This window comes from Actinomadura bangladeshensis, assembly GCF_004348335.1.
GTDB classification, from domain to species: Bacteria; Actinomycetota; Actinomycetes; order Streptosporangiales; family Streptosporangiaceae; genus Spirillospora; species Spirillospora bangladeshensis.
In genome coordinates this window covers 1-13,338 of sequence record NZ_SMJW01000216.1, presented here as the reverse complement: position 1 = coordinate 13,338, position 13,338 = coordinate 1, and the positions used below count along the sequence as shown (strand labels likewise).

Genomic DNA, 13,338 nt, shown 5'->3' with positions numbered 1-13,338 from the left:
GGTCCCTAGGTTCGGTCGCGTAACGGCGGGCGAGCGGGCGGGAGAACCTTTGATCACGTTGCGGGGACTGACGAAGCGGTACGGGGACAAGACGGCGGTGGACGGGCTGACGCTGGAGGTGGCGGCCGGGAAGGTCACCGGGTTCCTCGGGCCGAACGGGGCCGGGAAGTCGACGACGATGCGGATGATCGTCGGGCTGGACCGGCCGAGCGCCGGTGAGGCGCTGGTCGGCGGGCGGCGGTATGCGGGGCTGCCGCGCCCGCTGCGGGAGGTCGGGGCGCTGCTGGACGCCGGGTTCGTCCACCCCGGGCGGCCGGCGCGGGCGCATCTGCTGGCGATGGCGCGCAGCAACGGCATCGACCGGGCGCGGGTCGAGGAGGTCCTCGGCCTGGTCGGGCTGGAGGCGGTCGCGGGCAAGCGGGTCGGGTCGTACTCGCTCGGGATGCGGCAGCGGCTCGGTATCGCGGGCGCGCTGCTCGGCGATCCGCCGGTGCTGATGTTCGACGAGCCGGTGAACGGGCTCGACCCGGACGGGGTGCTGTGGGTGCGCGGGCTGATGCGCGGCCTGGCGGCGGAGGGCCGCACGGTGTTCGTATCGTCCCATCTCATGAGCGAGATGCAGCTGACGGCGGATCGCCTCGTCGTGATCGGACGGGGCCGGCTGCTCGCGGACGCGCCGATGAGCGAGGTCATCGCGGGCGGCTCGGGCAACGCCGTCCGGGTGCGCACGCCGGGCGCGGGCGATCTCGCGAGGCGGCTCATCGCCGTCCAGGCCGAGGTCGGGCGGGTGGGCGAGGACGAACTGGAGGTGCGGGGCGTGCCGGTCGACCGGGTCGGGCTCATCGCCTACGAGGCGGGGGTGCCGGTCCTTGAGTTGCGCGCCGTCGAGGCGTCGCTGGAAGAGGCGTACATGGAACTGACCGGGGCGAGCGTGGAGTACGGGGTGGGACGATGAGGCGCGGCGGCATGCCGGGGGCGCTGGCGGCGGAGTGGACGAAGCTGTGGTCGATCCGCTCCACCTGGTGGGGCCTGGCCGGCGCGTTCCTGCTGATGGCCCTGATGTCGGTGATCCTGGCGACGGGCACGGTCTCGAACAACACCCGCCCGCCCGCGGGCGAGACGCCTCCCGGCGTGGTGTCGGTGAGCGGGACCGCCACCGGCTCGGTGGACATGGTGCAGTTCGTCGTCCTCGCCCTCGCCATCCTGATGATCACCGGCGAGTACGCGACGGGCAGCATCCGCGCGACGCTCCAGTGGGTGCCGCCGCGCACCCGGTTGCTGTCGGCGAAGGCGGCCGTCGCGATGGCGGTCATGCTCCCGGTGGGCGTCGCGCTGACCCTGACCGGGACGGCGGCCGCCTACCCGATGCTCGGGAAGTGGGGACGCCTGGACGCCGGCGACGCCGTCCGCGACGCGCTGCTGACGGGCGTGTACCTGGCGGTGATGAGCGCGTTCATCCTGGGCGTCGCGGCGATGCTGCGCAGCACCGCGGCGACGATCACGACCGCTTTCCTGTTCGTCCTCGTGCTGCCGATCACGCTGGTCAACGCCCGGTCGGAGCTGATGAAGGACATCGCCGACGGGCTGCCGAGCACCGCCGGCCGGCATCTGCTGGACGGCGACGGCCCCTACCCGGCGGCGGTCGCCCTGCTGATCATCGCCGCGTGGACGGCGGCGGCGCTGTGGGGCGGGATCACCGTCCTGCGCCGCCGCGACGCCTGACCCGTCCGGGGCCACGCGAGAAGACGACCTGAGCGGGGACGATCCCCTGTTCTTCTCCGGAACATTTCGACAAGACTTCCGGACAAATGGACGGAGGTTTTCGACTCGCCCGCCACTCTTTCACCACCGGACTTGACCGCGCGCGGCCGGAACCTGCCGATCTGGGCGGACGTCTAACCGTTTCAATCGGGAATCGCTATGATCTTCCGGATATCGAACATGTTTCGGGGAGCGGTCCAGTGCAACCTCCACCTCCGCCGCCTGGCGGCCGTCCGCCCTATGGTCCTCCTCCCGGTCCCCCCGGCCCGCCGGGATGGGGACAGCCGCCGGCCGGTCCGCCGGGATGGGGGCCGCCCGGCCCGCCGCGGCGTTCGGGCGGCAACGGCCCGATCATCGCCATCCTCGCCGTGGTGGCCGTCCTCGTGGTGATCGGCGTCGGCGTCTTCCTGGTGGCGGGCGGCGACGACGACGATGACCCGCCGATCAGGCCGCTGGCCGCGACGCCCACCGACGCGGACCTGCCGACCGCCACCTACACCCCGCCCAGCCTGCCCACCTCGGAGCCGACGCTCCCGGAGCCGACCACTCCGGAGCCGGCGTACTCGCCGCCGCCGAGGAACTACGGCGCCATCGCCGTGGGGCGCAACGGCGCCATCGGCAAGGCCTGGGACTACGACACCGCGGCGGCCGCCAAGCGGCGGGCGCTGAACGAGTGCCCGACCTCCGGCTGCAAGGTCCTCACGACCTTCGTCAACGGGTGCGGCGCGGTCGCCTTCAACTCCGCCACGAACAAGTACTGGGGCGGCCACGGCCCCACGAAGGCCGCGGCCCAGAAGAACGCGATCTCCAACGCCGGCGGCGGCCGGTGGATCACCTGGGTCTGCACCACCCGCTAGACCCACCGCACCTCTCACCCCCGTAGCGGACCGGAAAGTCGACTCAGTCGTGCCGGTCCGCACGGGGGAATGTGGCGCGGATGGTGCGAGAGTCGGGGGTGCCCGCCCATGACCAGGTGGCTGCGAGGGCGCTCACGGTGAGGAGTCCGCGGCCGCCCTCGGCGAGTTCGGCCAGGTCGCGCAGGCACGGCTCCCCCGGCCCGCCCTGGTCGGTCACGTAGACGATGACGCCGGCGACGTCCATGTTGATGTCGACGGTGAACCGGCCGCCGTCCGCGCCGGAACGGGTGTGCTGGATGGCGTTGACGGCCAGTTCGTCCAGGACGAGGAGGACGTCGTCCAGGGCCGGGAAGTCGGCCAGCAGGTGCGCCGCGAATGCCCGGACGAATCGGATTTCCTCCGGCTTGCCGCGAAACTCGCGACGCCAGTACATCGGGGCCTCGTGCGCCGGTGGGACGCCAACGGCGAGCAGCATTGATCACCTCTCGGAACGGTGTGTCATGAGCCGTTCCATCTTCAGTAGCCGCGCGAATCCGGTGGGGAAAAGGGCGAGGTCAGCAGCCCGTCCGGAACCCCGGCACGCCTTACCCCCGAACGTGCGCCCTCGTTTACGTAAACGACGGGAACGCTCGCCCCGGCCGAACGTTCTTCCACCTCCGCATGTTCGACTCGGGAAGCCATCGAAGACACGCTATGGAATCACGTGATAACACAGAGTTGACACGCTGACTCCCCCGGTCAGCGCCGCCCCCGCCCCAGGAGGTTCCCGGTGACCAGCCCGTTCGTCCGCCGGCGCCGACTCGCCACCGAACTCCGGACGCTCCGCGAGCAGAGCGGCATGACCGCCGACGAACTGGCGGGCCGCATCTACCGCTCCCGCATGACGGTGTCCAAACTCGAGAACGCCCGCACCCGCCCCGACGTCCGCGACATCGTGCAGATGCTGCGCATCCTCGGCGTCACCGGCGAGAAGTTCGACGAGATCTTCAAGATCGCTTGCGACGCCGCCGACCGAGGCTGGTGGGACTCCTACGGCGACGCCATGGGCGCCAGACAACGCATGTACGCCGACCTGGAATCCGGCGCCGCCAACATCCGCGAGTACAACCAATTCACCATCCCCGGCGTCCTTCAGACACCTGACTTCATCAAATTCATCATCGAGATGGCTGAAGCGGAAGGGGACAGCAACTTCATCGCCGACCGCTTGGTAGAAGCCCGACTCCGGCGCCAGGCGCACCTGCTCGGCGCTGATGGGCCCCGGTACGAGGTCATCCTCGACGAAGTGGTCATAAGACGCCCCACCGCGCCGCCGCGGGTCATGCTCGCTCAGCTTCATTCCTTGATCCAAACAGCCACCCAGCACCCTTATGTCACGGTGTTCGTCCTGCCGATTGCGGCCGACTTCACCGGACGTCTGCTGCCCAAGTCGGCGTTCTTCCTCTTCGACTTCAAGGACCCGGCCGACCCTCCAATGGCGGTGGTTGACACAGTGAGCACTGACATCGTGCACATCGCCGCCGACGAGGTAATGAGGTATAACCAACGGTACGAGCATCTTCGGCAGGGCGCTCTCTCAGGCGCTGCCAGCCTGGGCTTGCTGGCAGATGTAGCAGACGACCTTGAGAAAAGGATCGATTCCTCCCCATGACCACGCAGTACGGCGTCTGGCGCAAGTCCCGCACCAGCGAGGCCAACGGCGCCTGCCTCGAAGTCGCCCGTTCGCTCCATGGAACGATCGGCGTGCGGGACAGCAAGCAGGGCGGGGCAGGGCCCGTCCTCGATTTCTCCCCCCGAGAGTGGGCCACCTTCCTACAAGCCTTGCGGTCGCGCGACTGGTAACAGGTGAGGCAAGCCGAGCCCACAGGACAACTCGGCTTCTGCTCTCTACGTGACATGGTCGAACTACGAGCACGAAATTCCAGTCCTGGCGCAAGTCCACCCACAGCCAGGCTGATGGCAACTGCGTGGAGGTAGGTCGGTCTTCAGCGGCACGATCGGCGTACGGCACATCGTGCGAGCTCTTCGCGTCCACCAAGGTTCACCGGCTGCGTTGACCTGCGGCGTGTTGTTGTTATGAGCGCGTCGGAAGCAACAACACGCCGCAGATCAACGAGGTGGCGCCCCGGTTGACGTTCGCCAACCGCTCACCGATCAGCCGGGCGGGCGCCGTCCGCGTCCTTCTCGGTGCCGGGGACGAGACCTGGGTCACGCGGAGGGGGCTGGTTTTTTAGTTTTTACTAGTGGACACTGGAAAAACCAGGGCCTCCGGGTCGCCGTCATCGTCCGAGGAGGGACGCGATGGCCTACGTCGTCTACGGGGACTTCAACTGCCCGTACTCCTACCTTGCGAGCCTGCGCGTGGACGAGCTCGTCCGGCGGGGCGGACACGGCGTCGAGTGGCGGGCGGTAGAGCATGATCCGCGGCTGCCGCTGACCGGGTCGCCCAGCGGTGCCGCGGCGGACGCTTGGGCCCGCGAGCTGCGCGATGTCGCCGGCCTCGCGCGGTTCGGCGAGGCGGTGCCGGACGCGCCGCCGCCCGTCGTCAGCAACACCGGCGCCGCCGTGGCGGCCTATGCCGAGGCGCTGACCGACGGCCTCGCCGACGAGGTGCGGCGGGCGCTCTTCCACGCGATATGGGTGGACGGGCGGCATGTCAGCAGCCCCTATGAGATCCGCCGCATCGTCGCGGAGCTGATGTACCCGCGAACCCTGCCGGACGGCCACCGGTACGGCCCCGACCTGCCGATGCCGGTCGACGCCGGGCGGGTCGCCGCCGGAACCGAGCGCCGCTTCGGCGCCACGGTCAGCGTCCTCGGCGGGCCGCTGACCGTGACCGGCCAGCGCCGCGTCGAGCGGTGGCGCCAGGAGTGGCGCAGCCTCACGCCGGTGGTTCCGGCCCTCGTCTGCCCGGACGGCACCCTCCTACCGGGCCTCGACGGGCTGGCCCGCCTCGCCGAGCTGCTGGACGGGCCGCCGCCCGCCGCCGCCGCGCCCGTCAACGCGGAGCGGGGGCTCGCCCGCGCTGCGTGACGGCGCCCGCCTCCGTCCGGCCGAACCTGCGGGGCCACCAGTTCCACGCGCCGAGCAGCGCCATCAGGGACGGCAGGACGAAGACGCGGATCACCAGCGCGTCGATCAGGATGGCCGCGGCCAGGCCGACGCCGAGCTGCTTGAACTCGACCATGCTGAGCGTCCCGAAGATGGAGAACACGCCGACCATCACGATCGCGGCGCTGGTGACGACGCCCGCCGAGCGGGTGATGCCCTCGCGGACGGCTTCCCTGGTGGGCAGGCCCTGCTCGGCGGCCTCGCGGATCCGGCTGACGACGAACACGTGGTAGTCCATTGACAGCCCGAACAGCATCACGAACAGGAACAGCGGCAGCCACGAGACGACCGCGCCCGAGGACGTGAAGTCCAGGAGGCCCTCCGCCCAGGTGTGCTGGAAGACCGCCACCAGGACGCCGAACGCGGCGCCCGCCGACAGCAGGTTGAGCAGCGTGGTGGAGATGGCGATCGCGGGTGAGCGGAAGATGATGCCCATCGTCGCCAGCGTCAGCAGAAGGACGAAACCCACCACGAGGGGCAGCCGCCGTTCCAGGTGGGCGGTGAAGTCGACGCCTTCGGCGACCTTGCCCGTGACGCCGTACTCCGCGCCGGGGACGGCGCCGACCGCCTGCGGCACCCAGGCCCGCAGTGTCTCCAGCGAGCGGCGGGCGCCGTCGCTCTTGGGCGTGTGCGGCGTCGCGATGTCGATGACGTGGACCCGGCGGTCGGCCGACGTCGTGATGGCCGGACGCCGGTCGTGCGCGAAGAGGGGGTCGGCGGACGTGCGGCGGGCGAGGGCGGTGAGGGCGTCCTCCACTTCGATCGCCTGGTCGGCCGGCGCGCGTACCGCGACTTGGTGGACGGTCCCCTCGCTCGGGAACGCGCGGGTCAGCCGGTCCATCGACTGGACGACGGCGATGTCGCGCGACAGGTCGTCCGAGCCCGGCTGTTTGAGTCGCATGTCGAGGGCCGGGACGGCGAGCAGGACGAGCAGCCCCGCCGAGACGGCGAGGGTCACCGCCGGGTGGTCGAGGGCCGGGCGCAGCAGGGCGGGCCACAGCCGCGACTCGCCCGGCCTCATGCTGAGCCGCCACAGCACCGGGACCCTCGGGCGGTCCGTCCAGCGTCCGAGCTTGGCCAGCAGCGCGGGCAGCACGGTGAGGGACGCGAGCACGGCGGCCGCCACCACGATGATCGCCCCGGTGGCGAGCGAGGAGAACGTCGCCTCCCCGGCCAGGTAGAGCCCGGCCATCGCGACGATCACCGTCACGCCCGACACGACGACGGTGTGCCCGGACGTCTCCGCCGCGATCTCGATCGCGTCCGGCCTGCCCCGGCGCCGCTCCTCCCGCTCGCGCTTGAGGTAGAAGAGCGAGTAGTCGACGCCGACCGCCATCCCCATCAGCAGGATCACGTTGCCGATCGCGCTCGTCGCGGGCAGCACGTGCGAGACCAGCGCGGACAGGCCCATCGCGGCGGCCACCGACGACAGCGCCAGCGCCACCGGCACGCCCGCGGCGATCACCGCCCCGAACACCACCAGCATGACCAGCAGCGTGAGGGGGAGGCTGATGAACTCGGCCCGTTCGAAGTCGTCGCCGAGCGTCTCGCCGAGGCCCTTGGCCGTCGATCCCGTTCCGACCTGCTCCACGCGCAGGCCCGGGTGCGCCGACTGCACCGCCGCGCTCTGCTCCAGCAGCGGGTCCACGCGCCGGTCGGCTGTCTCGGTATCGCCCTTCATCGTGACCGGCACGAGCACCGCCGTGCCGTCCGGCGACCGGACCGGACGTCCCACCGCCTCGACCTCCGGCAGCGCCTTCATCCGCCGGACGACGTCCGCGGCCGCCGCGCGGCCCGTCCGGGCGTCGAGCCTCCCGCCCTCGGTCCGCGTGATGAGGACGCTCTCCTCGGGCTTCTCGGGGAAGTGCCCGGACGCCGCGATGCGTCCGGCCCGTCCCGACTCCCCGACGCCCGACTCCGCATCGCTGATCTTGTTGGTGCCGGCCGCACCGCCCAGCACGAGGCACAGCCCGACGAACAGGGCCCACAGGCCGATCGCCGTCCAGGGCCGCCGCGCGCTCCACCGTGCCACCCGCACCGTCACCGGTTTCTTGATCTTCACCCGGCCGACGCTATTTCCGCGCCGTTCCCCGTCCCATGCGGCAGACCGCCGGATTCCGCCGCGTCACCGCACCCCCCGTCCTGAGGACATCCGCAGGGCCGCCGCGTCCGCGGATGTCGGAGGCGGGCAGTACGGTGCGGCAATGATCGATGACGGCGCCGAGGTCGAGCGGATCCTGGACGGTCCGCCGGGCAGGCTCGCGTTCCGGGCGCTCTGCGCCGCCCTCGGCCGTGCGGGCGCCCCGCAGAGTCTCGTCTCGTTCTGCGACGAGCGGCTCGCCTCGTGGCCCGACGCGGTCCGCGAGGCGCCGTGGTCCTGGCTCGCCGCGCTGGACGCCGGCCACTCCAAGCCCGGATGGCCGCTCGTCCGGTCACTGGCCTTGAGCTCGGCACAGTGCGGCCTCCGCGATGCCGCCCTGCCGGACCCGCGCCGCCACCCCGAGGTGCGCGGCGTGACCCACCTCGACCTCGGCTGGTTCGCCACCGACCGGCTCACCGCGCTGGTCGAGACCCTGGACCACTGGGACGGGCTGCGGTCGGTCCAGGTCGGCCACCTCACCGACGGCGATGCAGAGCTGGTCGCGCGGCTCGCCGCCTCCCCCGCCGTCGCGCGGCTCGAATCGCTGAGCCTGCTGACCGTCCAGGAAGACATGTGGCATTTCGGGAAGCCGCCCTTCCGCCCGGACGCCGGAGCGCCGTGGCGACTGCGGCACGCGGGCCTGCGGGCACCCGACCTGGTCCACCTGATGCGTTCGGGGCTCGTGCCGGACCTGCGCTCCGCCGAGGTGCTCGTCTGCGACGCCGAGGAGGCGCGCGACCTCGCCGCCTGCCCGGAACTGGCCCGGCTCGACCGGCTCGCGATCGGGTTCCGCTGCGGCAAGAACGGGCGCCAGCCGCTGTGGAAGCCGTACTTCGGCAACGTCATCGCGCAGGACGACGACGCGTGCGAGGTGTTCTTCGCACGCGCCGATCTCGCGAACCTGCGCGGCCTCACGGTGCGGGGCACCAGCATGGGGCTCGGCCGGGAGGGGCTCGGTGCCCGCGGCGTGGACGCCATCGCCGCAAGCGGCGTGCTGGGCCAGCTGACCGAGCTGGCTCTCGAACTGCTGCCGGTCGGCGACGCGACCATCGCGGGAGTCCTCAAGGGCATCGATCCCGGCCGCATCGAGAAACTGACGCTCGCCGACCTCGTCGCCACGGACCGGACGGCCGAGGCGTTCGCCGCCGCCGGCGCCTTTCCGCGCCTGCGCCACCTCGACCTGAGCAGGAACCGCCTCGGCGCAGCGGGGGCACGGCGGGTGGCGGCCGACGTCCGGATGCCCGCACTTGAGCACCTCGACCTGAGCGGCCGCGCGGGCGGCTCGCCGTACTACGGGCGGCCCGACGTCCAGCCGGTCGGGGATCCCGGCGCCGAGGCGTGGGCTTCGTCGGACAACGCCACCGGGCTCACCTACCTCGGCATGTCCGCGACCGGGCTGGGGGCGGACGGTCTCGTCGCGCTGATGACGTCCGAGCGGCTGCGGAAGCTCGACACCCTCGATGTGTCGCACAATCCGGTGGGCAGCTGGCCCGCGCCGCTGAAGGACGCGCCCGTCTGGCGGACGCTGCGGACGTTGAACGCCGACGAGTGCGGCCTCGATGACGACGACATCGCAGCCATGGCGGCAGTGCCCTCCGCCCCCCGCCTGCGCGGCGTCTCGCTGGACTACAACAGCGTCGGGTCGCGCGGCGCGCGGACGCTGGCCTCGTGGACGGTGCTGCCGCAGCTCTGGCGGCTGAACCTGCACGACCACGTCATCGGGGACGACGGCCTGATCGCCCTGGCCGCGTCCGGTGCAGCCCGGCGGCTGCTGGAACTCGACCTCGAACAGGACTGCTGGAATCCGCGCAAGCGCCGGTACGGCGTCCCGCTGCCGGACGAGGTCATCGATCCGGCGTCGTTCCCGAGCCTCGACGCGATGTTCCTCGGCATCGTCGACGAATACCACGGCGCCCGCTACTCGTGCGGATTTCCCGAGCGCATCCGGACGGACCTCGCCTCCGCGAGCACAACGCGCCCCGAGTTGGCCGCCTTCCTCACCCATCTCGACGCGGAGGAACTCGACGACACCGACGACCCCGATCAGGAGGCCGTCGGCTCGGACCACGACTTCCGCACCGAGCGGACCGCGCACCACATCGAATACCTGGACGAGGCCCGGGAGTTCGCCCAGCGCATGATCGAGGGCACCATCGACTGGCCCCCTCCGGCGTCCTGACCCGCGACCGGTCAAGCCGAGATGAAGCGGACGCCCCGGGCCGATCAGCGCTTCGCAGCCCGATGATCAAGGACGGGGTGTCGTCCGTCCGGCGGGCGGCGTCCCCGTGAGGGTGGACGGGCGCCGCCGGACGGCACCCGGCGCGCAGGTCAGCGAACCGGCTCCGATCCCGGGGGAAGCATGCGCGTCACCAGCGCGGCGGCGGCCGTCCTCGCCGCCGCGGTCCTGCTCGTCGCCCGGCCCGCGCCCCACGCCGGCGCGCGGGAGGAGGGGACGCCGCTGGGCAAGTCGAACTTCGCCGTCGCCCTCGGCGGGCTCGACCCGGAGTCGAGGGACAACTGGGTCCGCCTCGGCGAGTACACCTTCACCGCGGACGGGGACGTGCTGGAGGTGCACTGGACCTGGCGGCAGCCGGTCCGCGTCCGGCGCGCGTCCACCGGGAACCGCGCCTGGGGCTGCACGGGTCGGAACTGCACGGTGCTCACCGCGTCCGGCTGGCAGTCGGCCGATGCGGCGCGGGCGCTGACGGGCAGGTACAGCGTCCGCGACGGCGAACTTCACATCGCGTGGGACGACGGCCACTGGGAGGACTGGACGCTCACCTCCCTCGCGGGCGGCGAACTCGCCGGCGTCGAACTGGCCGGCAACGACCTCGGAGCCACGCACGGCTTCGGCAACGGCAGCAACGCGCCATGGACCGCGCGCGTCCCAGCGGATACCATCGCCGCCGCCGACCATGCCGCGTTCGTCCACCGCTACTACCTGTGGAAGACCCGTTCGGGCTCGCCGTACATCGACCACGGTGACGGCTCACCGTTCTGGGTCACCCGCTGGAAACTCTGCAAGGACGGCCGGTGCCTGGGCGCGCGGACGCACCGCGAACGCGACCCGGCGCACACCGTGTACTACATCGCTCCGGCGAATACCGCGTCCGCCCACCGGCGCGACACCCTGTGGCACTGGCGGACCGCTCTCGCCGACGGGCGCAAGGAGACCTGCTACACCGGAAACTCGCACGTCAAACCCATGATCCAGGTCGTGGACGACGACGGCGGCTTCCACGGCTGGGTGGGCGTCGAAGCGTCCCTGAACCAGACCACGTCCGAGGGACGCGACGCCGACGACATCGGCGTCTTCCGCATTCTCGGATGACGAATTGAACAGCGAAGTGAATTCCCGAAGAAAGTGGGGCGATATAGTCTGAAAGCGGCGGGAGGGGGATGATGCTCGGACGCGTCCTGCGGCGGTGGTGGTTCTGGCCGGGGGTCGCGGCCGGGGTGGCGCTGCTCGTCTCCGGCTTCGTGCTGGCCGAGCCCAGGGCGGACGACGACGGGACGGTCCGCGTGATGACGTTCAACCTGCGCGGCGTCAACGACCCGCCCCCCAGGGACTGGAAGACCCGCCTGCCCCTCGTCCGCCACCTGCTGAAAGACCACCGCCCCGACCTGCTGGGCGTGCAGGAGGCGCGCTGGTACCAGGTCCGCGACCTGGCGCGGTCCCTCCCCGACTACGGCTGGATCGGCCTGGGCACGCAGGGCGGCACCCGCGACCAGTTCCTGTCGATCTTCTACCGGAAGCAGCGGTTCGAGGTTCTGGACTTCGACCACTTCTGGCTCTCCGACACCCCGTCCGTCATCGGCTCGGCCACCTGGGGCAACCGCTACGTCCGGATGGTGACGTGGGCCACGTTCCGCGACCGCCGCACCGGAACCGTGATGTACCAGGCCAATACCCACCTGGACAACATGTCGGCGGACTCGCGGGTGAAGAGCGCCCGGCTGATCCTCGACCGCGTCCGCACGTTCCAGCCCGGCGTCCCCGTGGTGCTGACCGGCGACTTCAACTCGGCCGCCGGCGCCTCGCCGGTCTACTCGATCCTCACCGGCGCCGACGGGTTCCGCGACACGTGGACAACGGCCGCCCGCCGCGGCCCCCAGTACCGCACCGAGAACCACTGGGAACCGCCGCGACCCGGCGGCAAGCGCATCGACTGGATCCTGGCGCGCGGCAACGTCCGCACAACCTGGACGGAGATCGACCCCTACCGCGCCAAGGGCGTCTACCCGTCCGACCACGACCCGGTGATCGCCCATCTGAAGGTGGGCTGACGGGAGGCCGCAGCCCCGCGCGGCCGGGCACCCGGCCTCAGGCGAGCGCGTCCGCGCCGGGCGCGGGGTCCCGGACGGCGCCGAAGCGGTCCGCGACGAGACGGTCGGCCCAGCGCCGCAGGGCGTCCTCCACCGGCGGGTGGGCGAGCCCCGCCGCGGCGGCCAGCGCGTTCGCCGAGGACGTGTCGTAGCGGTCCTCGGCGAGGAAGGTCAGCGTCTCGGGTTCTACTCCGGTGAGCGCGCGGGGCAGCCGCCGCACCAGGCCGGCCGGCAGCAGGACGCGGGGCGGGCGGCGGCCGAGGTGCCGCGCGAGGAGCGCGACCAGGTCGGGCAGGTCCGGAGTGGACTCGTCCAGGACCCAGTGCGCGCGGTACGGCCCCTCGTCGTGCTCGGGGACGGCGGCCATGAAGCGGGCGAGGTGGTCGACCGTGACGACCGGGACGAAGGTGCGGCGGGTGCCAGCCAGCGCCGGCAGGCGCCCCGCCCACAGACTCTCCACGGTCTGGGCCAGGCCGATGTACTGCCCGGCCTCGCCGGTGGCCGAGTGGCCGATCACGGTGGCGGGGTGGACGGCGGTGACCGGTGTCCCCAGCTCCCTCGCCGCGGCCCGCACCGCCGCGTCCCCCTCGCGTTTGGACGCCTCGTACGCGCCGAGCCGCCGGTAGAGCGCGGCCGTCTCCTCCACCGGCTCCCCGCCCGCGGCGACGCGGTAACCGGAGACGTGGACCACCCGCCGCAGGCGGGGGCGCTCGGCGGCCCAGCGGACCACGTTGACCGCGCCGTCGACGTTCGCCCGCCTGGCCTCGTCGCGACCGAGCCCGAAGCGGAACAGGGCGGCGGTGTTGTAGACGTCCCGCACCGAGGCCAGCCGTTCCCGGTCCCGCGCGGCCAGCGCGAGTCCGGGCCGGGTGATGTCGGCGCCGACGACCGTGAGGCCCCGGTCGTCGGCGCCGTGCTCGCGCAGCCAGCTCCGCAGCTCTTCGGCCCGGCCCGGACCTCCCCGGACGGTCACCGCGACCGGCCGCCTCTGGTGGAGCAGCTCCGCCGCCAGCCAGCGTCCGATCAGGCCCGTCGCGCCGACGACCAGGGCGTCGGCATCCGGCGCGTCCTCCGTGTGATCCATTCCAGAAATACTAGACCGGTCTACCTATTTTGTCGACGCACGGAGCGCCCGCGGTACGA

Annotated in this window: 12 protein-coding genes and 1 pseudogene; 10 read left to right on the top strand and 3 right to left on the bottom strand. The window is 71.9% G+C overall.

Going from position 1 to position 13,338, the window contains the following annotated elements:
- The first annotated feature begins 49 nt into the window (after positions 1–49).
- The 3 genes from E1284_RS30940 to E1284_RS30930 all read left to right on the top strand — a co-directional run bounded on the left by E1284_RS30940 (position 50) and on the right by E1284_RS30930 (position 2,618).
- Positions 50–955, top strand: coding sequence for an ABC transporter ATP-binding protein (locus E1284_RS30940; protein ID WP_131943694.1), 906 nt, complete (start codon positions 50–52; stop codon positions 953–955).
- Complete coding sequence (locus E1284_RS30935; protein ID WP_131943693.1) at positions 952–1,722, top strand: ABC-2 transporter permease; 771 nt, start codon at positions 952–954, stop codon at positions 1,720–1,722. The genes E1284_RS30940 and E1284_RS30935 overlap by 4 nt, the downstream gene beginning before the upstream one ends.
- Positions 1,723–2,132: 410 nt before the next feature.
- Positions 2,133–2,618, top strand: coding sequence for a DUF4189 domain-containing protein (locus E1284_RS30930; protein ID WP_165965493.1), 486 nt, complete (start codon positions 2,133–2,135; stop codon positions 2,616–2,618).
- A gap of 43 nt (positions 2,619–2,661) precedes the next feature.
- Here E1284_RS30930 and E1284_RS30925 read toward each other — a convergent pair whose 3' ends face one another.
- Positions 2,662–3,093: an ATP-binding protein gene (locus E1284_RS30925; protein ID WP_131943691.1), complete on the bottom strand. Its 432-nt coding sequence runs from the start codon at positions 3,091–3,093 to the stop codon at positions 2,662–2,664.
- Positions 3,094–3,387: 294 nt separating this feature from the next.
- Here E1284_RS30925 and E1284_RS30920 point away from each other — a divergent pair, with 294 nt between their 5' ends.
- From E1284_RS30920 to E1284_RS30905, 4 genes and pseudogenes are all read left to right on the top strand, one after another.
- A complete protein-coding gene (locus E1284_RS30920) occupies positions 3,388–4,269 on the top strand; it encodes a helix-turn-helix domain-containing protein (RefSeq protein WP_131943690.1) in 882 nt (293 codons plus the stop codon).
- Positions 4,266–4,460: a DUF397 domain-containing protein gene (locus tag E1284_RS30915; protein ID WP_131943689.1), complete on the top strand. Its 195-nt coding sequence runs from the start codon at positions 4,266–4,268 to the stop codon at positions 4,458–4,460. Before E1284_RS30920 ends, E1284_RS30915 begins: the two co-directional genes overlap by 4 nt.
- Positions 4,461–4,546: 86 nt before the next feature.
- Positions 4,547–4,675, top strand: a pseudogene (locus E1284_RS44150) (DUF397 domain-containing protein); the annotation flags it as partial.
- A gap of 244 nt (positions 4,676–4,919) precedes the next feature.
- Positions 4,920–5,651 carry a DsbA family oxidoreductase gene (locus E1284_RS30905; protein ID WP_131943688.1) on the top strand — a complete coding sequence of 244 codons (732 nt, stop codon included), beginning with the start codon at positions 4,920–4,922 and terminating at the stop codon, positions 5,649–5,651.
- On the opposite strand, the gene E1284_RS30900 is transcribed toward E1284_RS30905, so the two are convergent.
- Positions 5,617–7,791, bottom strand: coding sequence for an MMPL family transporter (locus tag E1284_RS30900; RefSeq protein WP_207924048.1), 2,175 nt, complete (start codon positions 7,789–7,791; stop codon positions 5,617–5,619). The genes E1284_RS30905 and E1284_RS30900 overlap by 35 nt on opposite strands.
- A 142-nt stretch (positions 7,792–7,933) precedes the next feature.
- On the opposite strand from E1284_RS30900, the gene E1284_RS30895 reads away from it, so the two are divergent.
- The 3 genes from E1284_RS30895 to E1284_RS30885 all read left to right on the top strand — a co-directional run bounded on the left by E1284_RS30895 (position 7,934) and on the right by E1284_RS30885 (position 12,156).
- The gene (locus E1284_RS30895) at positions 7,934–10,048 is read left to right on the top strand and encodes a leucine-rich repeat domain-containing protein (protein WP_131943687.1); all 2,115 of its coding nucleotides are present in this window, start codon (positions 7,934–7,936) and stop codon (positions 10,046–10,048) included.
- Positions 10,049–10,228: 180 nt separating this feature from the next.
- Positions 10,229–11,200 (top strand): hypothetical protein, encoded by a 972-nt coding sequence (locus E1284_RS30890; RefSeq protein ID WP_131943686.1) that lies wholly within the window; start codon positions 10,229–10,231, stop codon positions 11,198–11,200.
- 68 nt (positions 11,201–11,268) lie between these two features.
- Positions 11,269–12,156, top strand: a complete 888-nt coding sequence (locus E1284_RS30885; RefSeq protein ID WP_207924047.1) for an endonuclease/exonuclease/phosphatase family protein — start codon at positions 11,269–11,271, stop codon at positions 12,154–12,156.
- A 37-nt stretch (positions 12,157–12,193) separates the two neighbouring features.
- Here E1284_RS30885 and E1284_RS30880 read toward each other — a convergent pair whose 3' ends face one another.
- Positions 12,194–13,279, bottom strand: coding sequence for an SDR family oxidoreductase (locus E1284_RS30880; RefSeq protein WP_131943685.1), 1,086 nt, complete (start codon positions 13,277–13,279; stop codon positions 12,194–12,196).
- Positions 13,280–13,338 lie beyond the last annotated feature (59 nt).